General features: G+C 57.5%; 20 protein-coding genes and 1 tRNA gene. 3 read left to right on the top strand and 18 right to left on the bottom strand.

Annotated elements, in window-relative coordinates:
- Positions 1-231: 231 nt before the first annotated feature.
- Entirely contained in the window at positions 232-507 is a 276-nt protein-coding gene (locus tag QRN55_RS06700) for a hypothetical protein (protein ID WP_284775869.1), read from the bottom strand.
- On the opposite strand from QRN55_RS06700, the gene QRN55_RS06695 reads away from it, so the two are divergent.
- Positions 497-1,654 carry a terminase gpA endonuclease subunit gene (locus QRN55_RS06695; protein WP_284775867.1) on the top strand — a complete coding sequence of 386 codons (1,158 nt, stop codon included), beginning with the start codon at positions 497-499 and terminating at the stop codon, positions 1,652-1,654. The genes QRN55_RS06700 and QRN55_RS06695 overlap by 11 nt on opposite strands.
- Before the next feature lie 188 nt (positions 1,655-1,842).
- Positions 1,843-2,481, top strand: coding sequence for a hypothetical protein (locus tag QRN55_RS06690; protein WP_284775865.1), 639 nt, complete (start codon positions 1,843-1,845; stop codon positions 2,479-2,481).
- Positions 2,482-2,704: 223 nt separating this feature from the next.
- On the opposite strand, the gene QRN55_RS06685 is transcribed toward QRN55_RS06690, so the two are convergent.
- From QRN55_RS06685 to QRN55_RS06655, 7 genes are all read right to left on the bottom strand, one after another.
- Positions 2,705-2,781, bottom strand: a tRNA-Met gene (locus QRN55_RS06685).
- A 134-nt stretch (positions 2,782-2,915) separates the two neighbouring features.
- Positions 2,916-4,112 (bottom strand): tRNA 2-thiouridine(34) synthase MnmA, encoded by a 1,197-nt coding sequence (gene mnmA, locus QRN55_RS06680; protein WP_284775863.1) that lies wholly within the window; start codon positions 4,110-4,112, stop codon positions 2,916-2,918.
- Between the two features lie 159 nt (positions 4,113-4,271).
- Entirely contained in the window at positions 4,272-5,459 is a 1,188-nt protein-coding gene (locus QRN55_RS06675; RefSeq protein WP_111837637.1) for an OpgC family protein, read from the bottom strand.
- 368 nt (positions 5,460-5,827) lie between these two features.
- Positions 5,828-6,895 (bottom strand): Tim44 domain-containing protein, encoded by a 1,068-nt coding sequence (locus QRN55_RS06670; protein WP_284775861.1) that lies wholly within the window; start codon positions 6,893-6,895, stop codon positions 5,828-5,830.
- Positions 6,896-7,099: 204 nt separating this feature from the next.
- The gene (gene serA, locus QRN55_RS06665; RefSeq protein ID WP_284775859.1) at positions 7,100-8,695 is read right to left on the bottom strand and encodes a phosphoglycerate dehydrogenase; all 1,596 of its coding nucleotides are present in this window, start codon (positions 8,693-8,695) and stop codon (positions 7,100-7,102) included.
- A 75-nt stretch (positions 8,696-8,770) separates the two neighbouring features.
- Complete coding sequence (locus tag QRN55_RS06660) at positions 8,771-9,949, bottom strand: phosphoserine transaminase (RefSeq protein WP_284775857.1); 1,179 nt, start codon at positions 9,947-9,949, stop codon at positions 8,771-8,773.
- Between the two features lie 199 nt (positions 9,950-10,148).
- The gene (locus QRN55_RS06655) at positions 10,149-10,952 is read right to left on the bottom strand and encodes an outer membrane protein (protein WP_112498558.1); all 804 of its coding nucleotides are present in this window, start codon (positions 10,950-10,952) and stop codon (positions 10,149-10,151) included.
- 551 nt (positions 10,953-11,503) lie between these two features.
- Here QRN55_RS06655 and QRN55_RS06650 point away from each other — a divergent pair.
- Complete coding sequence (locus tag QRN55_RS06650; protein ID WP_284776608.1) at positions 11,504-13,360, top strand: putative bifunctional diguanylate cyclase/phosphodiesterase; 1,857 nt, start codon at positions 11,504-11,506, stop codon at positions 13,358-13,360.
- Positions 13,361-13,407: 47 nt separating this feature from the next.
- Here QRN55_RS06650 and glmM read toward each other — a convergent pair whose 3' ends face one another.
- The 10 genes from glmM to ybgC form a co-directional block, all read right to left on the bottom strand.
- Positions 13,408-14,760, bottom strand: a complete 1,353-nt coding sequence (gene glmM, locus QRN55_RS06645) for a phosphoglucosamine mutase (protein ID WP_112498559.1) — start codon at positions 14,758-14,760, stop codon at positions 13,408-13,410.
- Between the two features lie 215 nt (positions 14,761-14,975).
- Positions 14,976-16,922 carry an ATP-dependent zinc metalloprotease FtsH gene (gene ftsH / locus QRN55_RS06640; RefSeq protein WP_233121845.1) on the bottom strand — a complete coding sequence of 649 codons (1,947 nt, stop codon included), beginning with the start codon at positions 16,920-16,922 and terminating at the stop codon, positions 14,976-14,978.
- A gap of 155 nt (positions 16,923-17,077) precedes the next feature.
- Positions 17,078-18,385 (bottom strand): tRNA lysidine(34) synthetase TilS, encoded by a 1,308-nt coding sequence (gene tilS, locus QRN55_RS06635; RefSeq protein ID WP_284775853.1) that lies wholly within the window; start codon positions 18,383-18,385, stop codon positions 17,078-17,080.
- 23 nt (positions 18,386-18,408) lie between these two features.
- Entirely contained in the window at positions 18,409-19,416 is a 1,008-nt protein-coding gene (ybgF, locus tag QRN55_RS06630; protein ID WP_284775851.1) for a tol-pal system protein YbgF, read from the bottom strand.
- A 156-nt stretch (positions 19,417-19,572) separates the two neighbouring features.
- The gene (gene pal / locus QRN55_RS06625; RefSeq protein WP_111837627.1) at positions 19,573-20,109 is read right to left on the bottom strand and encodes a peptidoglycan-associated lipoprotein Pal; all 537 of its coding nucleotides are present in this window, start codon (positions 20,107-20,109) and stop codon (positions 19,573-19,575) included.
- Between the two features lie 211 nt (positions 20,110-20,320).
- Positions 20,321-21,634: a Tol-Pal system beta propeller repeat protein TolB gene (gene tolB, locus QRN55_RS06620; RefSeq protein WP_111837626.1), complete on the bottom strand. Its 1,314-nt coding sequence runs from the start codon at positions 21,632-21,634 to the stop codon at positions 20,321-20,323.
- An 80-nt stretch (positions 21,635-21,714) separates the two neighbouring features.
- A complete protein-coding gene (gene tolA / locus QRN55_RS06615) occupies positions 21,715-22,899 on the bottom strand; it encodes a cell envelope integrity protein TolA (protein ID WP_112498562.1) in 1,185 nt (394 codons plus the stop codon).
- 7 nt (positions 22,900-22,906) lie between these two features.
- The gene (gene tolR, locus QRN55_RS06610; protein WP_111837624.1) at positions 22,907-23,365 is read right to left on the bottom strand and encodes a protein TolR; all 459 of its coding nucleotides are present in this window, start codon (positions 23,363-23,365) and stop codon (positions 22,907-22,909) included.
- Between the two features lie 30 nt (positions 23,366-23,395).
- A complete protein-coding gene (tolQ, locus tag QRN55_RS06605) occupies positions 23,396-24,115 on the bottom strand; it encodes a protein TolQ (RefSeq protein WP_111837623.1) in 720 nt (239 codons plus the stop codon).
- 260 nt (positions 24,116-24,375) lie between these two features.
- Positions 24,376-24,816, bottom strand: coding sequence for a tol-pal system-associated acyl-CoA thioesterase (ybgC, locus tag QRN55_RS06600; RefSeq protein ID WP_112498563.1), 441 nt, complete (start codon positions 24,814-24,816; stop codon positions 24,376-24,378).
- Between the last annotated feature and the right edge of the window lie 94 nt (positions 24,817-24,910).

Genomic DNA, 24,910 nt, shown 5'->3' with positions numbered 1-24,910 from the left:
AATTTGCATCGTATCGGCAGGAATGCTGAGCGGATGCGTAGACGGCACTGGCTACCGTGGTGGTCCTACAACATCGCAGAGCCAATCATGCGGCAACGGCCAAGATGACGTCTCTCATCCTTATGCTGGTCGATGCGATTGGCGACGGATGAACGGTAGAGACTGGGCGAACAGCGGATCCAGAGACAGTGACTCTGTCATTATACGTGGCAGATGATTTGGTCAGGACGACTAACCAACCTGCGGCAGACCCGCGAAGATGAACACGTTCACGCCGAGGGATTTTGGCGTGATCGGGATCGCGGTCGGTGAAGCAGTTCCAGCTTTGCCCGTCGCCTGACCTGTCGTGACCTTGGGCTGCGGTATCTTGAGCGTGGTCAGAACTCCCCCTAAGATTTGGCTGATCACGCCGACCGATGATTCCGCACCAAGAGATGGCTTGTCGTAGGTGTGGTCATGTTCTGGAATATTGGCAGTGGTCAGCTTGTATTCGGATATGCCGGCCACCTTTCCGACGCCGATTGCGCCAACTTCCGCCGTTACGGAGCCGCGTGTCGTCGGCGAGCAGATCTGCCTGTCGCACAAGGATTATCTGGACGCGACCATCCACTACCAGCCCTCGATCCCGTGGAAGAAGAAGGGCCGCCGCGGCATGTACATCCCGCAGTGGTTCTCTCCCAACGGCCGTGCGGCATGGAAGATCATTTCCGATGACTTCCTAGCCAAGCGCGGCAACCCGGAGGAGATGAAGACGTGGGTCAACAACGTTAAAGGCGTTGCCTACGACGATTTCACCACGTCCTCCATGGATGCCTCGGCAGCCGCTGACATGATCAGACCGTACCCGGCGGAGGTGCCGGACGACGTGGTGCTGCTCATTCTGGCCAGTGACACCCAGACGAATAAAGAAGGCTCTCATCTTGAGACCATCGCTTCCCGCGAATGCACAGGCATGGGCTTCAACCGCTTCGGCCAGGTGAGGATCATCGGACATTGGATTATCCCCGGCGAGCCTGGTGATGTTGCTGCCGATGCCAAGATGACGGAACTCATGACGCGGAAGTTCAGAAAGCGCGACGGAACCGAGATGGGCTTCATCGCCAAGGTGTTCGACATGGGCGGTGACTATCCCGACGAGATCCGCAAGTACTGCAACAGCTTTCCTCGGAGTATGAACGTGTGGGCCATCAAGGGCAACAACGGCACCAAGGGGACGCGCAAGGTCGCCATCTGGCCAAAGAAGGTTTCGAAGAATCCCACAACGTCCGCCGAGCATTTCACCATCGATTCCCACGGTGCCCGCGATGCTGCCTTCCGCTTGATGATGATGCGCGGCGATAAGGCCATGTGGATCCCGAAGTCCATGCCCATGGACTACCACACCAAGCTGTTCTGCGAGGAGCGCAAGCGGATTAACGGTGGCCTCTGGTGGAAGCCGAAGCCCAAGCACCGCGCCGAAGAAGAGTGGATGTGCCTCGCGTACGGCGTGGCAGCGCTCAAGGGACTGCAGACTTCCTACCTCGCGTGGCGCGACTTGAATCTTGCAGCCAAGCAGCTCGGAATCCCTGAAGTGCCGCACGATCCGGATAGCGGCGAGTGCGTCACCATCGTGTGCCGTGAGTACGGACATGGCGAGATCAACGGACTTGGGTGACTGGGTGCCAGTTTCTGATGATGGCATATCGAGGACGGTCTGGTTCATAGAGATCTCCAAAGGAAGGCTTTCCGCTGTCAACGGATTTTGTTCCTATTTTGTTCTCATTGAGATCGGAGTCAAGCGGAGTCTGTTGCTTGTGCTAAACGCCTCGTGCAGTATCCGCAGAATTCGGACTGGGGAACTCCATGAGCAGTATCGCATCAGACGGCAGCTTCCGTCGCTACACCAACCTTGCGGCAACGATCCATCTCCTCCGCACGCGTGAAATCACCCTGCTTCCTCCGGATAGCTGGGACGACCAGAACGATCGGCATTTCATGGCGGTGTATAAGAGGAAAAGGAAGCTCAAGACGCTGACGGCTATCTGTCTCTCACAAGGTCCGGAGACGTATCATCACTGGCGAGTGTTTTCGCCGAACAGTGACGGCGTGTGCCTAGTCCTCAACAGAGATAAGCTCATAGCGGCATTTGAGAGAATTGCGGGCGTCCGTAAGCAAGCAGTGCGTTACGAGCAAGTTCAACGGCTGCCTGACCTAAGTCCCACGATTTCCGATTTGCCCTTCATAAAGCGTTGGCCATATGAACCGGAAAGTGAATTCCGTATCCTGTTCGAGGACGACAAGAAGAAGGCAAACTATCGCAACTTCCCGCTTATGCCTGGCACGGTAGAAGCGGTGGTCTTGAGTCCGTGGATGCCGACCGCTCTTGTCGACTCCGTTAAGAAGACCCTCAAGTCGATTGCCGAACCGGAAAACATCCCGATCTACCCCAGCACGCTGGTCTCAAATCAAGAATGGCAAAAGGTTGCCGATCAGGCGAAGTAGCTGCTCTCGAATCTTGCAGCCAGACATGTTCGAATCTTCTCTAAATTACAGCGTTGTCCCCTGCCGATCACCCGCACGAATTCAATTCTGTGGACAAACGTAGGCAGCGCCTAGTGAAAATGAAAACGGTATGGGAGCGGTATAAGTCGTCAGGGGCAATTATACCAAGAGGCACTTAACTGACGCACTACGGCGTATCTTGTTGATTTTATTGAAGGTTTTTTGGTAGCGGGAGAGGGACTTGAACCCCCGACACGCGGATTATGATTCCGCTGCTCTAACCACCTGAGCTACCCCGCCACAGAGGAACGTAACAGTCGTGTAACTGTCCGTCCATCAGGATGAGCGGCTTATAAGGTGCCGCTCCCTTTGGTGTCAAGCGCAAGATGCGCAAAAACGTCGCTTTCTCTCTTGCGACGAAAACCTGAATGGTTTCAGGCTGCAACCGGGTTTTGCAACAGGGCTTTCAGCGATGCCTCGGCTTCCGCTGAGCGCTCCGAGCGCTCTATGAACCCGCCGCCATAGACGCGGGCATCGGCGCCAGGGGCGGAGTAGAGAACGCAGGCCTGGCCGGGGGCAACGCCTGCTTCACCGATTGAAAGATCGACGTAAACGCCCTTTTCATCCACATGCAACACCGCTTCGGCTGGCGGACGGGTGGACCGCACCTTGGCGAAGCAAGCAAAGCCCCCACCCGCGTCACTGGTCAGATCGCCATCACCCAGCCAGTTCATGTCACGCAGATAAACGCGGTGGGTCTCCAGCGCCTCGCGCGGGCCGACGACAACACGGCGGCCACGGGCATCGAGGTGCACGACGTAGAGCGGCTCACCGGTCGCCACGCCTATGCCGCGGCGCTGGCCGATGGTGTAGTGCACGATGCCATCGTGGCGACCCAAAACGCGGCCATCGAGATGGACGATATCGCCCACCAGAGCGGCATTCGGCTTCAGCTTGTTGATGATATCGGTGTATTTGCCCTGCGGCACGAAACAGATGTCCTGGCTGTCGGCCTTCTTGGCAACGACGAGGCCCATCTCTTCAGCAAGCTCACGCGTCTCGGCCTTTGAGAGACCGCCCAGCGGAAAGCGCAGATAATCGATCTGCTCCTGCGTCGTCGCAAACAGGAACCAGCTCTGGTCTCGGTCGCTATCGATGGGGCGGTAAAGGGCGCGGCGGTCGGGATGACCGGCGACAGGGTTGAGCCGCGAGCGGATATAGTGGCCGGTCGCCAGCGCATCCGCTCCCAGTTCCTGCGCCGTGGCGAGGAGATCCGCAAACTTGACCGTCTGGTTGCACGCAACGCAAGGCACCGGCGTCTCGCCCATGGCGTAAGCTTCGGCGAAGGGATTGATCACCGTTTCGCGAAAGCGCGCCTCGTAATCCAGTACATAATGCGGAATGCCAAGCGTTTCGCAAACGCGGCGTGCATCGTCGATGTCCTGACCCGCGCAGCAGGAGCCCGCGCGGTGAACGGCAGCGCCGTGATCATAGAGCTGAAGGGTGATGCCGAGGACATCGTAGCCCTCGCGTTTCAGGATTCCCGCCACTACGGAGGAGTCCACGCCGCCGGACATGGCGACGACAATCCGGGTGTCTTCCGGCTTTTTATCAAAGTCGAGCGTGTTCACGTGTTTTCCAATCGTCAGTCATACCGGGGTTCAAGGCCCCGCCGCCTGTCGTATCCGGCTCAACCGGAATTAAGGTGCTGCATATAAGAAAAAACGGCTGAAAACGCAAGTAGAGGGCGGTGGACGCCCTCTACTGTGATTTTTACTGTGATGATGGCTTCAGGCGCCAGCGGTCTTCTGACCGTCGCCCAGCCACTTGTCACGCTCGCGCCACAGGGCAGGCAGCGACAGAAGGGCCACACCCACCAGCGCGATGATGGTTTTCTCCACCTGCGTGAGCTCTGCAGTACGGCCATCAAGGTAGTAGATGCCGTAGACGATGGCGACGTGCCAAACGTAGACCTGAAGCGAGTGACGACCAAGAAGCTGGAGGAACTTCAGCGACAGAACCCAGATCACTGCGGCAGCAGCTTTTTGAACCAGCGGATTGTGGTGCTTCGGACCGGCAATCAGCAACCAAGTCAGGCCAACGCCGACGGCAAGGAAGTTGATCAGGTATACAGGGCCGAAGTCAGCACGGATTTCCATAGTGGAGAATTTGCCCATCATGAATTCCGGCATCAGGTTCCAGGCCGTTGCGATGCGCAACGGTACGAAGAACAGGCAGACGAGAAGGGCTGCCTTGGCAATCCAGCTACGCTGTGGCGAGAATATCTTCGTCCAGGCGATCTTGTTCTGAGCCGTCATAGCTCCCATCACCAGGGCCGAGTAGAACACCAACTGCCAGCCGAAGAGATTGAAGCTGACACGAATGCCCTGCTCGTCGGCACCCTTCACCAGTTCGTTCAAGGGGGTCGTGAAAAGCTGCTGCAAACCAAGCTGACCGGCCATCCACACGAGGAGCGAACCGGCCATCACGTAGGCCCACTTGCCGTCGAGGCAGAGCTTCACCAAAATCGGCGCGAAGATCATGTAGACGATATACTGCGGCAGAATATCCATGAAGGTCGGCTGGAACAGGAATGTCGCGATAGCAGCCAGACGCAGGGGATCGTCAAACGACGTCATGCCGAGCCAGTTGTACCAGATGTACGGTGCATGCGGGATGATCATCCGCACGAATAGCACTGCGATGACGAGGCCCATTGCGTATTTGTAAAGCTCCAGAGCACGGCTCCAGATCATGTCGCGCCCGGCTTCATAGCCATACTTCATCATCTTGCGGGCATAGACCATGCCGATGAGAAGACCGGAGAGGAAGACGAAGCCTTGCGCGTCTTCCACGAACGCGAACTGCCGGTGATTGATTTCCATCAGCCACAGGCCACCGGCGAAAACGAGGTGGTTGATAAGCATGAAGACGAGAAAATACCCGCGCATCCCATCGATCAGGTCGAAGCGTTTCATCTAGATTGCTCTCCATACTCGCAGACACCTGTAAGACGGGGTGCCTGATCCGAACGACTGAATGGCCCTTGGGACGCCATTCAAACTTGGACCGTGAACGCGATTTCTAAGCTACGGTTCCGCCAAAAAGAACGATTTGCTGCTCGCGGCAGTTTCACATTGCTGTGTAGCGCCTTGGTTAGAGCGGCCAGACTGAACGTCGGATGAATGAAAAAAGGCGATTGCGTGGACCAACTGCGGCGCACGGGATCGGCCTGGAATGGGCCAAATCGGCGAAAACCCTGCACCGCAAGGGCCTACAAAAAGATGTGGCCGGTGCAGGATTGATGCCTGCACCGGCCACAATTAAAGCGAGTTTTTTTATCGGTTCAGGCAGCAGCCTGAATGGCGGCGACCTGCCATGGCGAACCATCGTGACGAACGAACGTCCACATCTCGACTGATTCTTCAGCCTTGTGCTCGTCACCCTGAACCACTTTACCTGTGTTACGGTCGCGCATGATGTCGATGGCAGAGTAGCGCATGGCAACCGTTGCGTAGTCCTTGCCCTCTTCATGCCAGGCCTCGGCAACATCGCCCTGCAACAGCGTCACATCGCGAACGTCGTTCTTGACGCCGCTCGTGGCATTGTCGCTCAGTTCTTCCGCGAGGTAGGACATTGCCTCCGGCGTCGTCAACTGGCGAAGCGCGCTGTAGTCCTCGGCAGCATAGGCAGCTTGTACGTTTTCCAGCGTCTTCTGGAAGGTTTCGAGATCGCCCTGTGTCACGCCGATTTCATCACCCTCGGATACCGCATTGGCATGTGCCGGGCCGCGTGGCGTTGTGGCTGCGGCAGCCGTTGTTGCGCCCACGGCTGCACCTGTCGCCTTGGAACCCATCTGCGGAATTTTAAAACCGCCGAAAGAACCCTGATTGTTCTGGGAGGAAGACTGATCGTTACGGGCCGAGTTGGTGCCCGTAGCACCACCGAAAGCGGGCTGGCCCTGACGACGCGATGCGAAGAAGCGCATGGCCAACATGACGAGACCACCGATCAGCAGACCCTGGATCAACAGACCGAAGAAACCGGCCATGCCGCCGAAGCCGCCGCCCATGAGCATGCCGAACAAGCCACCCATCAGCAAGCCGCCCATGAGACCGCCCATCATGCCACCGAACATACCGCGGCTCTGCTGCGGAGCCTGGGCCGTATTAGGACGTGCTGCATTGGGCTGAGTCGCCTGGTTGGTGTTCGGCGTCATGCTGCGGTTGATCGGCGCGGACTGGCCGGGTGCTGTGTTCGTGGCAGGCGGCGCGGAGAACGTTCTCGTTCCACGGCTACCAAAACCACCACCGGCACGTCTTGCTTCGGCCATGTCAACGGCAACGAACGAAACGGCAATCCCGAGTGCGGCAACCGCAAACAATCCTTTAAAGCGCCTGAAGGCAGCGAACATCGTCTTCTCCTATTACACCGCCCTCCCATTGAGCGGCTCTTGACGGTCGATATAGCAACTATGGATCATCATTTTTAGGGGAATGGCATAAAATTTTTCGTGATATGCAACCTTTGGTAATTGTGAGCGCGATAATACAAAAAACCCGGCAGAGAATTTCTCCTCTGCCGGGTGATGATGGTTCTCGAATGTATGCCCGAATGCTCAGTCGACGTTGAACGACAGCGACTTGACCTGCCGGATGGCTGGGTTGGCGCGCAGCTTGTCCAGTACGTCTTCGGACACAGGACCATCGACGTAAAGAAGCGCGATGGCATCGCCGCTTTCCTTTTCGCGGCCCAACTGGAAGTTGGCGATGTTGACGCCCGCTTCACCCAGTGTCATGCCCATGAAGCCGATCATGCCGGGAACGTCGGTGTTGGTGATGTAGATCATGTGCTGACCGACATCGGCGTCCATGTTGATGTTCTTGATCTGGATGAAGCGTGCCTTGCCATCCGAAAACACCGTACCGGCAACCGAGCGAACCTGATTTTCGGTCTTCACGGTCAGCTTGATGAAGCCGTCATAGACGCCGGTCTTGTCGCGCTTGACTTCGGAGAGGATGATGCCCTTTTCCTTGATCATGATGGGCGCGGAAACCATGTTGACGTCAGACACCTGCGGACGGATGAGACCGGCCAACAGTGCCGATGTCAGTGCCTTGGTGTTCATGCTGGCGGTTGCGCCATCGTAAAGGATTTCGATTTCCTTGGTGGCGCTTTCCTGCACCTGACCGACGAAGGAGCCGAGAACGTCGGCCAGCTTGATGAACGGCTTCAAGCGTGGAGCTTCGTCAGCCGTGATGGACGGCATGTTGATGGCGTTGGAAACGGCACCCTTGACGAGGTAATCCGACATCTGTTCAGCAACCTGAAGCGCCACGTTTTCCTGAGCTTCCGTTGTGGAGGCGCCAAGATGCGGTGTGCACACAACATTCGGCAGGCCAAACAGCGGGCTTTCGGTCGCAGGCTCGACTTCGAAGACGTCGAAACCGGCACCAGCGACATGGCCTGATTTGATGGCGTCGGCAAGCGCTGCCTCATCCACCAGACCACCACGGGCGCAGTTGATGATGCGAACGCCGGGCTTGGTCTTGGCAAGGTTTTCAGCGCCCAGAATGCCACGTGTCTTGTCGGTCATCGGCACGTGCAGCGTGATGAAATCGGCCTGTGCGAGCAATTCGTCCAGCTCGACCTTGGTCACGCCCATTTCCTGCGCGCGCTCTGGCGACAGGAAAGGGTCATAGGCGAGAACATTCATCTTGAGGCCGATGGCGCGCGAGCAGACGATGCCGCCGATGTTGCCCGCACCGATGACGCCCAGCGTCTTGCCAGTGATTTCGACACCCATGAACTTGGATTTTTCCCACTTGCCAGCCTGCGTGGAGGCATCGGCTGCGGGAAGCTGGCGGGCAACCGCAAACATCAGCGCAATCGCATGTTCGGCTGTCGTGATGGAGTTGCCGAATGGCGTGTTCATCACGATGATGCCGCGACGCGACGCGGCTGGAATATCCACGTTATCGACGCCGATACCGGCGCGACCGATGACCTTGAGGTTGGTGGCGGCTTCGATCAGCTTTTCCGTTGCCTTGGTGGCGGAACGGATGGCCAAGCCATCGTAGTTGCCGATGATTTCGGCCAGCTTGTCCTTATCCTTGCCGAGTTTTGGCTGGAAATCGACTTCTACGCCGCGATCACGGAAAATCTGGACGGCGGTTTCCGACAGTTCGTCAGATACGAGTACGCGAGGTGCCATTGTGTGGGCTCCTTGAAAAGGGTTCAGTCTTGAAAGCGAAAATACGCGGCCCTGCCGTGGCAGGGCCGGAATGGATCAGGCAGCAGCCTTGAAGGTCGCAGCCTTCTGCGTTTCGAATGCCCATTTCAGCCAGGGCATGACGGCCTTCATGTCAGCCGTTTCGACGGTCGCACCGGCCCAGATGCGAAGACCTGATGGAGCATCGCGGTAAGCACCGATATCGAGCGCGACGTTTTCCTTTTCGAGAAGAGCAACCATGCCCTTAGCGAAATCGGCTTGGGCTGCGGCATCAAGAGCGGCAACATCCTTGCAGACGATCTTGAGGCAGACGGAGGTGTTGGAACGCGTCTCGTCAACAACCGCCAGATTGGCAATCCAGTTGTGTTCAGCCACGAAGTCGAAGATCACCTTGGCATTGGCATCGGCACGGGCCATCAGGGCCTTGAGACCACCGAGGTTCTTCGCCCACAGCAACGCATCGATATAGTCTTCGACGCAGAGCATCGAAGGTGTGTTGATCGTCTCGCCGGTGAAGATGCCTTCGATCAGCTTGCCGCCGGATGTCATGCGGAAAATCTTCGGCAGCGGCCAGGCCGGTACGTAGGTCGTCAGACGCTCGACGGCGCGTGGCGACAGGATGATGACGCCGTGGCCGCCCTCGCCGCCCAGAACCTTCTGCCAGGAGAAGGTGGTAACGTCGAGCTTGGAGAAGTCCATGTCCTGTGCAAATGCGGCAGATGTCGCATCGCAGATGGTTAGGCCCTTGCGATCAGCGGGAATGAAATCGGCGTTTGGAACGCGAACACCCGATGTGGTGCCGTTCCAGGTAAAGACCACGTCACGGTCGAAATCGATGGTGGAAAGGTCAGGCAGAACGCCGTAATCGGCTTCTACTCTGCGCACATCCTTCAACTTCAGCTGCTTGACGACATCGGTCACCCAACCGGCACCGAAGCTTTCCCACGCCACCATATCGACGCCACGTTCGCCGAGCAGCGACCACAGAGCCATTTCAACGGCGCCGGTGTCGGATGCAGGAACGATACCGATGCGATAATCGGCGGGAACATTCAAGACTTCGCGGGTGAGATCGATGGCCTGCTTCAGCTTGGCTTTGCCAACCTTAGCGCGATGCGAACGACCAAGCGGTGCATCGGCGAGAGCTTCAAGCGACCAACCGGGGCGCTTCGAGCAGGGACCAGAAGAAAAATGTGCATTGCCCGGACGGGTGTCCGGCTTCACTATATCAGTCATTTGACTACCCTTTCAGATAGGCGCCTCTCGTTAGGGAGAGGTGTCCTGCCGTCGTTGCTATGCCTCTCGCCTGTCGCAGTCAAGCGGAATATGTCGCTTGCACGAAGAATCCTGGCCGAAACGCGCCATCTATCCCCAAACGAAAACCGCCCGCACCTTTCGGGCACGAGCGGCAGAACTTACTGAGGTAGCTTGAACGTTACTTGTAAACGCTCGGCTGCAGAGGAATATCGGCTGGAGGAATGTACTGCGCCGTATCGCAACCGTTGAAGACATAACGGCCACCGACGCGCACTTCGTGCGACGTGATACCCTTGTCGCGGCCACCAGACGTCAGGCCACTTCCGCTCGTGCCGAACATGCTGCCGCTGCCGATCTGGCGGAAACGATAGCCGACGTCGGCCTTCAAGTTACAGGTGACATCGATCGACGCACCGGCCATCAAACCGTAAGCGAAACGCCAGTTGCCCTCGCCATCGATCTCGCAGTTACCGCAGCTCGACAACTTGTCCCACTTCACATAGGCACCACCGATACCAGCGCCGAGATATGGCGTGATGCGACCGTAGGTTCCGAGATCAACATAGGCATTGGCCATGAGAGCGTAAGCGCGCATTGCCGAGTCGGCACGATTGAGTTCAGGTGCAACGCCACTGAATTTGGATTTCGCCATGTAATCGAATGTCAAATCCGTACGCAGATGATTGTTGATCTGATAGCCAACACCACCACCCACTACGAAACTGTCTTTCAAAGAACGATCGCCGAAGCTCAAACGCTGAATGGTTGGACCCGCGAACGCACGGTCAAAATCCGCACCACGTGACCTGTTGAACGAGTAACCTACATCCCCACGCAGATACCAACCGCTTGCTTCCTGAACGGACACTTCCGGTGCCTGATCAACGAATGCTGGCTGCGGCTCTGCCTGATAGACATCTGCTGCAAAAGCGGTTTGGCATGCCATCAATGCGGCGACGACACCGATCAGGCTCTTTTTCATTACAAGGCTCCCTAAGCGGTATCGACGCCAGATGCGGCGAATACCCGTGAATTCATCATTTACGAAGCCTGAATGAAATTGGTTAAATCCCTGTTAAATTCGGGAATACATCTGCTTATTTTGCTAACAGACTTGGTTAATACTCTTTTACCGGTGAGAGAGCTCCATCCGGCTTTAAAGAATAAAAATCTCCATATGCGTGTATTTTCAGCGAGTAACTTCGTATTGGTATGCATAAGCCTATGCGACTGAAATAATATTTTGTTAGCTAATATTATTGTCCTTCTCGCAACAGTCATCATCTATTGTAAGTATAAGGCGCCCATTGACTGCGGCGGACCGACGATAGTCAGACATGACGTGCTGATCTCAGAGGGAATTCCTTCCCCACCGCCTGACGGCCCCATCCGCCGGAGGGCGCGTTCAAAATACTTCAAGGTCATCCTTTCTTGAGCACGCCACTGAAATACTTCATTGCGTTGGTGAAGATACCAGACAACAATCCGCCGCTGCTGGTCGCGAAATACCGGGCATTTTGCCGGCAGATGCCGATGATGTATTTCATTTTGATATCGAGCACCTGGGCGCTGGCGGCAACGCATCTGCTCGTCGCTCCGCTTTGGCTGACTGTTGCTGTGCCTGCCGCCTTTACCATCATCAGCGTGATCAGGGTCATCTTCTGGTGGAAATCGCGAAACGAAATCCCCTCCCCTGATTATGCGTTGTCGGCGCTCAGAAGAACACAGCGCCTGTCGGTCGGTATTTCCGTTTCCTTTACGGCCTGGTCCCTTCTACTTTACCCCTATGGCGACGCCTATCAGCAATCTCACATTGCCTTCTACATGGCGATCACAGTCATTTCGTGCATTTTCTGTTTGATGCATGTTCGCTCCGCGGCACTTTTCGTCGCGACCATCGTCAATGGCACGTTCATCGTCTTCTTCACCGCCACCGGCCACGCCACCTTTATCGCCATCGCCGTCAACATTCTCCTCGTCAGCTTCGGCATGCTGGCAGTATTGATGGTGAACTACCGCAATTTCGAGCGCATGATCAGCGCCCAGCAGCAAACCCAGGCGCTCAGCAACGAAAACCTGCGGCTGGCCAATATCGACAGCCTGACCGAACTTCCCAACCGCCGCGCCTTCTTCAAGCATCTGGCAGAAGCCTTCGAGGCCGCCACGAACGACGGCAAGCGTCTCGCCATTGGCGTGATCGATCTCGATGGCTTCAAGCCGGTCAACGATCTCTACGGTCATTCATCAGGCGACCGCCTGTTGGTAGAAGTCAGCAAGCGCCTGACAGAGGAATTCGCGTCCAGCAACCTCTTCCTCGCGCGTCTCGGCGGAGACGAATTCGCTTTCGTTATTTCAGATGTCGCCGACGACTGCGATGTGGTTGCCGAGGGGCACCGCATGTGTACCGTGATGCGCTCGCCGTTCCACTTGCCGGATGCGACCATCATGATTTCCGGCTCCATCGGCATCGCTGTCTTCCCGGATCTGGCATCGACGCCGGAGGAACTGTTCGATCGCGCCGATTATGCCCTTTATCACGGCAAACGCCGCAAGCCCGGCAACAGCACCCTCTTCACCGCCCGTCACGTTGCTGAAATTCACCGCGATGCGCGCATCGAGCAGACGCTGAAACAGGCCGATCTGGCCAGCGAACTGTCCGTCGTGTTCCAGCCCATCGTTGACCTCACTCTACACGAGACGACGGGGTTTGAGGCGCTGGCACGGTGGAACAGCAAAGTGCTGGGGCAGGTCTCGCCCGGCCAGTTCATTCCCATCGCCGAGCGCGCGGGCATCATCGGCAGCCTCACGCGTCCGCTGCTGAAGAAGGCGCTGACCGCCGCCCGCAAATGGCCGGGCCGGTTCCGCCTGTCCTTCAATCTCTCGGCGCAGGATTTGAGCAGCCCGGAAGCGGTCATGAGCATCATCGCCATCATCGAGACCAGCGGCTTCGAAGCATCGCGTCTCGATCTGGAGATTACCGAAACGGCTTTCATTCATGACACCCGCCAGGCGCGCCAGTCGGTGGAAATGCTGCGGCAGATCGGCTGTGGCATTTCGCTGGATGATTTCGGCACCGGCTATTCCAGTCTGACATCACTTCACTCTCTGCCGCTCACCAAGATCAAGATCGACCACAGCTTCGTTCACGAAATACAAGACAACGCTGCCAGCGAGAAAATCGTCCGCTCAGTGCTGACGCTGGGCCGCGAAATGGGTCTGGATGCGATTGTGGAAGGCGTGGAAACTGTCGAAGAAATGGCCGTGATCAGAAATCTCGGCGCAAAATTCGTTCAGGGTTATCTGATCTCGAAGCCGATGGACGAAAGCGCCATCCCCGGCTTCCTCGCCCAAGAACGCGACGCAAACGCGGTCCTCGCCCGCTCTGCATAGCGGGTTAAACAAAAAGGGCCAGCGTTGCCGCTGACCCGATCGATTGTTTATGCTGCCGATCTTGCGTTGGCGATAACGCCGACCAGATCGTTAACGATACGCTCGACCTGCGCGCTGTCGTCACCCTCAGCCATGACGCGGATCAGCGGCTCGGTGCCGGATGGGCGAATGACCAGACGGCCATTTTTGGCCAGAGCACTTTCCGCATCGGCGATGGCCTGCTTCACCACAGGGTTTTCCAAGGGCTTTCCGCCGGTGGTCCGCACATTTTTCAACAGCTGCGGCACAGGCTCGAACTTGCGGCAGACTTCGCTCACCGTGCGACCGGACCGCTTGACGCGGGCAAGAACCTGAAGTGCCGCCACAAGGCCGTCACCCGTCGTACCATAATCCGACAAGACGATATGGCCAGACTGCTCGCCACCGACGTTGAAATCATGGTTGCGCATGTGTTCAACCACGTAGCGGTCACCGACCTTCGTGCGCGCCAGCGTCATACCGTTGTCCGTCATGAAGCGCTCAAGACCCAGATTGGACATGACGGTCGCGACGATGCCGCCGCCACGCAGGATTTTATCCTCGGCCCAGCTTGACGCAATTGTTGCCATCAACTGGTCGCCATCGACGATCTGTCCCTGCTCGTCCACGATGATGACGCGGTCCGCATCGCCATCCAGCGCAATGCCGATATCGGCGCGCACCTCGTGCACCTTCTTCTGAAGGGTTTCAGGATAGGTGGAGCCGCATTCAAAATTGATGTTGGTACCATTAGGCTCGTTGCCGATGGTAACGACTTCCGCGCCGAGTTCCCACAGCGCTGCGGGAGCAACCTTGTAGGCTGCGCCATTGGCGCAATCGATGGCGATCCGCAGACCGCTCAGCGTTACGTCACGCGGGAGCGTGCGCTTGACGAATTCGATGTAGCGATAAATATCGCCATCCACGCGCTTGGCACGACCGATCTCGCTGGGCTTGGCCAGTTGCGCATAAATGTCCTTGTCCAGCAGGTCCTCGATTTCGAGTTCCAGCTCGTCGGACAGCTTGTAACCGTCGGGGCCGAACAGTTTTATGCCGTTGTCTGCAAAGGGGTTATGCGACGCCGAAATCATAACACCGATATCTGCACGAAGGGATCGCGTCAGCATGGCAACCGCCGGTGTCGGGATCGGGCCCAGCAAGAACACGTCGAGACCTGCTGCCGTAAACCCTGCGACCAGCGCATTTTCCAGCATATAGCCCGAAAGACGCGTGTCCTTGCCAATCACCACACGGTGGCGATGGTGCCCGCGCCGAAAAATCGTACCCACCGCAATTCCGACACGCATGGCAAGATCAGGCGTCATGGGAAAGACGTTGGACTGACCGCGAATACCATCGGTTCCGAAATAGCGACGTGTCATGTGAACTCCAGATTTGTATCGGGGCAGTCAGCACGCTAGAAGCGTGACCGGCTTTTCAGGCTAGATGCCATAAAAGCCTGCTGACAGCACGTCAATTACCGCGAATATCCAACATATGTTGTTACCACACCGGCTTCTCCCCAACAAAGAGAGCCGCAAAGAAAAGGCCGCCCGCGAACGGACGGCCTTGAATAACTTTGATTTTGGACTTCAGATCAGTGTGGCTGCGGCTCCATGCCGCCTTCAGACTCACCATCGCCCTTGGCTTCGTTCGGGCCGTCCTTCTTCGTACCAGCCTTTGGCACAGCGGAACCACGGCTGTTCGGAGAGTCATCGCCCAGATCACGCGGTGGCTTCTCGCCGCGCATCAGACCCTTGATTTCCTCACCCGTCAGCGTTTCGTATTCAAGAAGACCTTCCGCGATAGCAACGAAGCCATCATGGTTTTCTGTGAGAATACGGCGCGCTTCGGTATAGGCCTCGTCGATCAGGCGGCGAACTTCGGTATCGATGGTCTGCGCTGTGGCCTCAGAAACGTTCTTGGACTGCGAGACGGAGTGACCGAGGAAGACTTCCTGCTGGTTTTCACCGTAGGAGACCTGTCCGAGAGCATCGGAAAAGCCCCATTGCGTGACCATCGCACGGGCAAGCTTTGTGGCCTGCTCGATATCGGATGACGCGCCAGACGTGATGTTTTCTTTGCCGAACGTCAACTCTTCAGCCACACGACCACCCATCATGATGATGAGACGGGAAACCATCCACTTGTAGCTCATGGAATAGCGGTCGCCTTCCGGCAACTGCATGACCATGCCAAGCGCACGACCGCGCGGAATGATCGTCGCCTTGTGCAGCGGGTCGGCCACGGCAACCTTCAGCGCCGTAATGGCGTGACCGGCTTCGTGATAGGCTGTCAGTTTCTTTTCGGCTTCGGTCATGGCGGACGAGCGGCGCTCCGCACCCATCATGATCTTGTCCTTGGCGTCTTCGAATTCGGCCATGGTGACAACGCGCTTGTTGCGGCGTGCAGCCATAAGTGCTGCTTCGTTGACGAGGTTAGCCAGATCGGCACCCGAGAAACCAGGCGTGCCACGGGCCAGAACCTTCAGATCAACATTTGGTGCCAAAGGTACGTTCCGAGCATGGACCTTCAGAATGCGTTCACGACCAACGATATCTGGGTTCGGAACGACGACCTGACGGTCGAAACGGCCCGGACGCAGAAGCGCAGGATCAAGCACGTCAGGACGGTTGGTCGCGGCGATAAGAATGATACCCTCATTGGCTTCAAAACCATCCATCTCGACCAGCAGCTGGTTCAGCGTCTGTTCGCGCTCATCGTTGCCGCCGCCAAGACCGGCACCACGGTGGCGACCGACGGCGTCGATTTCGTCGATGAAGATGATGCAAGGCGCATTCTTCTTGGCCTGCTCGAACATGTCACGCACGCGGCTTGCGCCGACGCCCACGAACATTTCAACGAAGTCGGAACCGGAGATGGTGAAGAACGGCACATTGGCTTCGCCAGCCACAGAGCGCGCCAGCAGCGTCTTACCGGTACCGGGAGGACCGACCAGCAGAACACCACGGGGAATCTTGCCGCCCAGACGCTGGAACTTCTGCGGATCGCGCAGGAATTCAACGATTTCTTCAAGATCCTGCTTAGCTTCATCCACGCCTGCAACATCATCGAACGTCACGCGACCATGCGCTTCGGTCAAAAGCTTGGCCTTGGATTTGCCGAAGCCCATCGCACCGCGCGAGCCACCCTGCATCTGACGCATGAAGAACAGCCAGACACCGAGAATGAGGAACATCGGCAACAACGTGCCGAGATAGCTCAGGAAGCCCGACGAACCATCGCTTTCAGGCCGCGCGACAATGCTGACGTTCTTGCTCTGGAGGCGTTCCATCAGCGCGTCGTCGATCACAGGCGAGTATGTCTGGAAGGCGGTGGCGTTTTCCGTATAAGTGCCGAGGACGCGATTGCCAGTGACGGTGACTTCACGCACACGCCCGGCGTCCACATCCCGCAGGAACTGCGAATAGGGGATCTCTCGCGAGCTCGACTGCGAAGGCGACGTCTGGAACATGCTGAACAAGGCGATCAGCAACAAAGCGATCACTGCCCACAGGGCGAAATTTCTAAAATTTGGGTTCATTGAACTCCCCGAACTCCAACGGGCAAATGCGCGCCCGCCATTATGTTGTGCCTAACATAAGGACGACAGTTGCCCTTGCCAAGGCAGGTGGAAGCATCAGATGCGATTTGAGGTAAAAACTGTACGAAAAATCCATGCGAAAAGCGCAGCTTGCCCTAGACCGGAGCCTGCGGATAGGCCGGACGACCAATGAGAGCAGCAATGGCATTCGCCAATTGAAGGTCGAAGCGCGGCAAAAACAGATCGTAAGGCGCCATCACCCGGCTCAGCAACACCCCTTCGGCAGCCACTGCTTGCCCGGTGCTATCAACGATGAACGGCATAGTTTCCAGGGCTCGGCGGGCAACACCGGCAGGAACGACGGAGGGGAAACCCGGCTCCTCCCCACCCTGCAACGGACCATGTGCGCGCACGATCATATCGGCGGCAGCGCCGTTGACTATCTCGAAGCGTTCGTCCCACACGATTTGTTGACCAGCGGCCACCGGCATTGTCGCCACGCCGCGGTTTTCCCTGACGAGATGAAGCGCTTGTCTGCGAAGATCGAACACCACGCGCGCGGCAGTCGCCCTGCCCGGCTCACCGTCTGTCACCAGAGCCATGACCCGATCCATGCTGTCAGCCGCCATCGCAAATCGCCGTCCGCCGACAACGCTGGCGAGCGCCGAGATAGCGTACCGAAGCGTCGCGGGTTCTGATTTCAGGCCGTCGGAATTAAGAGTGAACACAGCGCCAGCATGGCAAGACATATGATTTTTAATGAGATGCGCCGCTTCTGCAGAAAGATCGAAACGGTTGATTGACTGATCAATCAATATCCCAGATGCGGCGTTACGCGCCCGAACGCGCTCATATTTGGCGTCTTCGTTGCTGGGGTCGTCGTACCAGCCTTGCCCAAGGCTCGTCAGAAAATCCCTGATGTCCTGCCGCGTCGAATTGAGAAACGGTCGCATGATCCAGTGGCGCCGGTCGTAAAGAACGGCATCGGCCATACCCGCAAGGCCGAGATTATCCGTCCGCTGACTGCGGGCGCTGCGCATCGCAATCGTCTCGCGCTGATCGCCGAGCGTGTGTCCCACGACGATCATGTCAGCACCGATCTCGTCTGCGACCTCGGCAATCAGCGCATAACGCGCAAGCCGGGCAGCGGCGGAAATGCCGGTGGTGGGTTTGGCATCGCTCCAGCGGCGAATATGGCTTGGGATGCCGATACTGGCACACAGTGCCGCTACGCCTTTCGCTTCCTCCGCCGCCTTAGAGCGAAGCGCGTGGTCAATGGTAACAGCGTGTAAGGAAATGTCGCTTCTGCCCGCATTCTGCACCGCCTGCCGCAGCGTAAACAGCAGGCCAGTGGAATCACTGCCGCCGGAAATGGCGACGAGGATCAAGGTGGGTTTTGAAATCTTGTCGATGAATTGCCGTGCAGCCTCAAGCGGCGCAACCGGGCCTAAGGGAAACGACATGTCGTCATCGCCGCTTCGCCATCTTACTGGCAGCTCAGGCGCTTCTGTTCGCTGGTAACCTTGCCCAGAACGGTCTTGGAGGCACTGGGATAGCGCTTCGGCACTTCGCGAAGTGTCGCGCAGGCGGTTTCCTTATTGTCGAGTGCGGCCAGCGACATGCCAAGCTTCAGAAGCATTTCAGGCGCCTTGGGCGACTTGCTGTAGGTCTGGTGCGCATTGAGGAATGTCTTGGCGGAATCCGTGAACTTGCCCTGACTATACTGCGCTTCGCCGAGCCAGAAATTCGCGTCTGCAGCCTTCGCACCCTTGGGGTAGCCCTGAATATACTGCTCGAAGCCCTTTTCCGCAGCCTTGTAATCGCCGGAGAGAACGTGGCTATACGCGGCCTGGTAGATATCGTTTTCGCTGGTCAGCGCTGCTGTGTTGACCGGATCGGGGCTCGAAGTGCGACCCGTTTCCACGCCTGGGAGCGCGCCCGAGGAATTGTTGGCATTGGAGTTCAGCGTACCGCCAACGGGCAGACCACGCGAATCCAGCTCGATGGAGCCGAGCGTCGTCTCGCTTGGCGCAGCCGTGCTGCGCGGGCCGGTCGCCGTTGCGCCCGGTGCTACGCCACCCATTGAAGCGCCGCCCTGGGACGGCGTTTCAATGATGGTTGCGACATCGTCCTGAGGACCAGCCGATGGAATCTCGGCTTCGGCCTTCTTTTTTGGTGCCGGTGCGGCAGACTTGCCACCTTCCAGCTCCTGAAAGCGGAATTCGTTGTCTTCCTGAGCCTTGCGGATCGTTTCCTGCATTTGCAGCAACTGGAAACTCATTTCCTCGATACGACCGTTCAGCTGTCGAATCTGCTCTTCAAGCTGCTGGACACGGTACGTATCGTTCGCCTGAACATTGATCACCGGTGCCTGCTGCGTCTTTACCGTGCTCGAGTTCCCACCCCAGCCCAACAACGGTCCTGAAACGGCTGTGCCGCTCAGTCCGGTGAAAGCTGCCAGCCCCAGCATTCCCGCCACGACAAGTTTCTTCATATTGCGTCCTGTCTGGTTGATTTGCGCCCCAACGACGCAAAACCGGATTTTTTCCATCTTGCGTAAAAAAGCAACTTAACTTCGGCTAAACTATGAAAAAAACAAAAGGCGGCCCGAAGACCGCCTTTCACATGTCATCACTTCACTGCGAGGCAATTACATGCCTGCGCCACCCAGAACGGTCACGGCGCGACGGTTCTGCGACCAGCAGGAGATGTCGTCGCAAACGGCGACCGGACGTTCCTTACCGTAGGAAATGGTCTTCATGCGGTTTGCAGGTACACCCTGCGAAGCCAGGAATTCCTTGGTGGCGGCTGCACGGCGTGCACCCAGCGCAAGGTTGTATTCGCGCGTGCCGCGCTCATCGGCGTGGCCTTCGACAGTGATGGCGTAGTTAGGATAACGGGCCAGCCACTGTGCCTGACGCTGCAGGGTCTGCTGTGCGTCTGCGCGGATGGATGTGCTGTCCGTATCGAAGAAGATGCGGTCGCCGACATTGACCGTGAAGTCCTGCGAAGAACCAGGCGTTGCGGAACCTGCACCACCACCCAGGCCGAGCTCGCCAGCGCTGTTCGGCATGTTCTTCTTGTTGGCGCAACCAGCCAGCGCAAGCGCAAGCGTCAGTGCGATCATGGCCGGATTACGGGCAATTCTCTGCATCGGGCCGAGTGCCGAAGTGTTTGTACGGCTCATAGCCGGTCTCTCCTTAGAATTCAGTAACGTTGCCAGACAATAACCGAATGCAGTTAATTGCCCCCAAACAATTATGGTTAACAGAAAGGAAATGTCCCGCTTTTTTTTGCGCCCTCACGACATAATTGCAGAAGAAGGCAGGGCATTTCCCGGTAGGGCATGCGTAGAAAATATGGCGGCACCCTCACAAGGACGCCGCCACAATGGCAGATCAATCCAGCAGTGGCGACCAGGCCGGGTCGGACGCAAAGGTCGGCGTCTTGACCAGCTGTTCGTTGTAACCGCTCAGATCGATGGAATAGAGCTGCGGGCCACCGGCACCGGCTGCCTGGCGGAAGAACATCAGAACACGGCCATTGGGTGCCCATGTCGGTCCTTCATTGTGGAAGCCCGAGGTCAAAATGCGCTCACCCGAGCCATCGGGCTTCATGACGCCGATGGAGAATTTGCCGCCCGACTGCTTGGTAAAGGCGATGAGATCGCCACGTGGAGACCAAACCGGCGTGGAATAGGAGCCATCGCCGAAGGAAACGCGCGTCTGGCCGGAGCCATCGGCGTTCATCACGTAAATCTGCTGACGTCCGCCACGGTCGCTTTCAAAGGCAATGCGCTGACCATCGGGCGCGTAAGATGGTGCAGTGTCGATAGCGCCGGTATTCGTCAGGCGGGTCGTCGTGCGCGAACGCAGGTCCATGGTGTAGATATTGGCGTTGCCTTCCTGCTGAAGGCTCATGATGACCTTCTGTCCATCCGGCGAAAAGCGCGGCGAGAACGTCATGCCGGGGAAATTGCCGACAACTTCACGCTGCCCGGTTTCCAGCTGCAACAAATAAACGCGCGGCTGCTGACCCTCGAAGGACATGTAGGTCACTTCCTGACGGCTGGGCGAGAAGCGCGGCGTCAGAACGAGGTCCTTCGTGTTGGTCAGGTTGCGAACGTTGAAGCCGTCCTGGTCCATGATCGACAAAGCGCGCTTGCGGTCGGTCTTCGGGCCGCTTTCGGAGACGAAGACGACGCGGGTATCGAAGTAACCCTTTTCACCTGTTACCCGCTCATAGATGGCGTCGGCGATGATATGCGCCACACGGCGCCAGTTTTCAGGCTGGGTGAAGAACTGCTGGCCGGTCATCTGCTGGTTGGCAAAGGTGTCCCACAGGCGGAATTCTGCACGCAGACGGCCATCGGCTTCCTTGGTCACGCGGCCCGTGACGAGTGCCTGCGCGTTGATGACTTTCCAGTCCTCGAAACGCGGCTGCTGGTCAGGATTGCTGATCTTTTCGATGAAGGCGTTCTTGTTGATGGGCGCAAACAAGCCCGAACGCTGGAGGTCGGCGGCAATGACCTGCGAGACCTGCGCACCAATGCCATCGGCAGACATGAAATCCGTGACGGCGATAGGCAGCGGCTGCACATTGCCCTTGTTGATGTTGATCTGAACCTCAGCACTAGCCGGTGTTACCGCAGCGAACGACAACAGCATGCCAGAGGCAACCATCACCGCGCGCAGGAGAGACAACTTGATCATCGAGACAAGCCTTTCAGCTTCATACAAAAATTGGACATCGATTTGGGTAGTGGTTCGTTCATCGGTCCCAAAACTGTCGGTTAAATGGCAAAATCGGATGGATCGAAGTTCAGCACCAAGGTATTCCATCCTTTTTCGCCGTCATATTTTTCGCGCGGCAGGTTCTGCAAAGGCGCAGACCGCAAAAGTGCGCGGCGCGTGCTGCTTTCAACAGCCCGGCGCGTTCCTTCCGGTCCACCTGTCGCCGTAATCTCCGGCTGACCCACGATATTGCCCGATGGGTCCAGCGAAACGCGAATGACCACCCGCACTTCAGCCACACCCGTCAGACCACCCGGCATGTTCCAGTTGCCCTGAATCTGGCCGCGAACACTGTCGATTTCACTGGCGCTGAGGCCGGTGCCAATCGTCTTCTTGCCGCCAAGCGAGGCCGTTTCGGTGGAGCGCTTCGCGCCGCCACCGGACGGTGCCTGCTTGTTCAGCAGAGCCGAGATTTCATCGGCATTGAACTCGCTGGCCTGGGACGCGGCAGCTTTTGCGGTTTCCTGCTTGCGGTCTGCGGGCTTCTTGTCGGATGGCTTTTCGTTCGACTTGGCCTGATCCGGCTTCTTCTCCGCGGGCTTTTCGGCAGGTTTCGTCTCCGCAGGTTTCTGCTCGGCCTGTTTGGGCGGCTCCGGCTTGGGCTCAGGCGGCTGCGGGCGCGAATTCGGACGCGGCACATTCGGCGGCACGGGAATTTCGGCAGGTTCCTGATTTTGCGGCGGAGGCTCCTGCGCCTGCTGTTGGGCTGGCGGCTGTGTCGGCGTCGGTGGCGTCGCTATTTCGGGCTTGGGAATGGGAAGTGACGCCGTTTCCTGCGGCTTAGGCGCAGATGTTTCTTCCTTGACGATATCCTTCACCTCGTTGGGCTTGGTATCGACCACAGGTGCGGGCTTCTCCTGCTTGGGCGGAGCAGCAGCACTTTCATTGTTGTTGGGTTTGGTCGTCGGCGTCGGCGGCGCCTCGATGTCGGTGGTGTTGTTACCGGCATTTTGTGCATTCGCCACGATATCAGGCCGGGTCGTGGGCACAGGCGCAGATTTCTCGGCCTTTGGCGCATCCTTGGCGCCCTGCTGGATCTGCGTCATCTCTTCCACGGACACGAGATCGACAGGCATAGACTCAGCCTGAGACACCTCGAGCTGAGCCGGCGAGCCCAGGGAAACCAGGGCCACAGCCAGCAGCGAGGCGTGCACAATCGCGGATGTGGTGACGCTGCCCTTCATGCTGAGATCAATTACCCTGTTTCTGTTGTGTCACGAGACCGATATTCTTGAAGCCTGCCGCCTGAATGCGTGCCATGACGTCGGCCACGATGCCGTAAGCAGCGACGGAGTCAGCACGCACAAAAATACGCTCATTGTAGCCGGTCGTCGAAATAGCCTGCAGCTTGTCTGCCACTTCGGCAGCTTGGATCGGTGTTTCCTGCAAATGGATGACGCCATCAGCATTGACAGAAATCGTAATCGGCTGCGTATCGGAATTCAGCGCATTGGCGGATGTCTGCGGCAGATCGACAGGCACGCCGACCGTCATCATCGGTGCTGCCACCATGAAGATGATCAGCAGCACCAGCATGACGTCGACGAGCGGCGTCACGTTGATTTCGCTGATTGCGCCGCCGCCTCTGCGGCGTCCCCGGCCCCGGCGTCCACCGGAACCACCGCCGCCACCGCCTGCTGACATTCCCATATCGTTTACTCCACTCGCTTCAGTGCGCGCTTACTGCGCAGCCTGACGTGTCTGCAGCTTCTCATCGATTTGACGCGACAGGATTGCGGAAAACTCGTCCGCGAAACCTTCCATCCGTGCGTGAAGCTTGCCCGCATCGCCCGTGAACTTGTTGTAAGCAATAACGGCAGGAATAGCGGCGACCAGACCGATGGCCGTTGCCAGCAGCGCTTCGGCGATACCCGGCGCCACGACGGCAAGGTTGGTGGACTTCGATCCGGCAATCGCCTGGAAAGAGGTCATGATACCGATAACCGTACCGAAGAGGCCGATGAACGGACCGGCAGAACCAATCGTCGCCAACGAACCAAGGCGGGCTTCGAAGGTCTCGCTCTCACGCGCCATCGTCACATCCATTGCGCGGTCGATACGCATCTGCAAGCCGATAGGCGACCGTGCGCCACGCTCGAAGGATTTTTTCCATTCGCGCATGGCAGCCACGAAAATCGCGGCAAGACCACCGTTTTGACGATCGGACAGGCTGCGATATAGCTCTTCCAGAGACTGGCCGGACCAGAACACCTGTTCGAACTGGTCGAACTGGCGCTTTGCCTTGCCGAAGGCGACGTATTTATCGATGACGATGGCCCATGTCCAAACCGACGCGGCAAGAAGACCGATCATCACCATCTTGACGATGAGGCCAGCCTGCATGAACAGAGCCCAAAGACTTACGTCGTGCGTTGCCGCTGCCAAACCTGCCTGTTCCATAAAAATCCAATCCCCGAATCCAAACGCCCGGTGCATGACCGGGCGATTTAAACGCGCATCAACGCTTGAGGTCCTCCAGCCAACGCCGAAAACCCCTTGAGCCATGCCCCGATATTGCCATTACGCCTTACTTGCCGGTAAATTTGGTAAAAGGAAGGCGTGCGGCGCACAAATACCGAATGGTTAAGGTAGACTACATTATGGTTAAGAGAGTGTTACGAAATAAGCACTTTAAATAGGAAGTGGCCGATAGGGCTTTCTTACTTCATAAATTTTTCGGCAATGGTATCAGGCAGACGGCGCGGTCTTCCCTTGGCGTTGATCACAGCAATAATCACTTTCGCGACAATCAACAGCGTATCGCCCCGCCGTATCTCCTGATTGAGCACCATCTTGGCACCACCAGCTTTCTCGGTCAGCGTGGTGATGGTCAACACATCGTCCATCCGCGCCGGTGACTTGAAGTCGATTTCCATGCGGTGAACGACAAAAACCAACCCTTCCTCATCCGCCGTCAGCAGCGCGCTCTGCTCGCAGCCAAGACAACGCAGATAATCGGTGCGGCCACGCTCGAGGAAATGCAGATAGCGGGCGTGATACACGAGGCCGGAAAAATCGGTGTCTTCGTAATAGACCCGCTGAGTCAACCGGTGGCCGTGTTCGATGAGTTCGCCGGAGAGGGATACGGTTAGGTCAGTCATGCGAAGGCCCTTGGAGAAGTTTTCTGCTTTAGACGCGGCGGTAAAACCACCTCCCTCATTCCTGTGCTTGTCACAGGAATCCAGTCGTCACGCG

The sequence above is a fragment of the Agrobacterium sp. lyk4-40-TYG-31 genome, from assembly GCF_030209855.1.
Lineage (GTDB): Bacteria > Pseudomonadota > Alphaproteobacteria > Rhizobiales > Rhizobiaceae > Agrobacterium > Agrobacterium vaccinii.
Note: the sequence above shows the minus strand (reverse complement) of the source record. Positions and strands in the feature narration are given on the sequence as shown.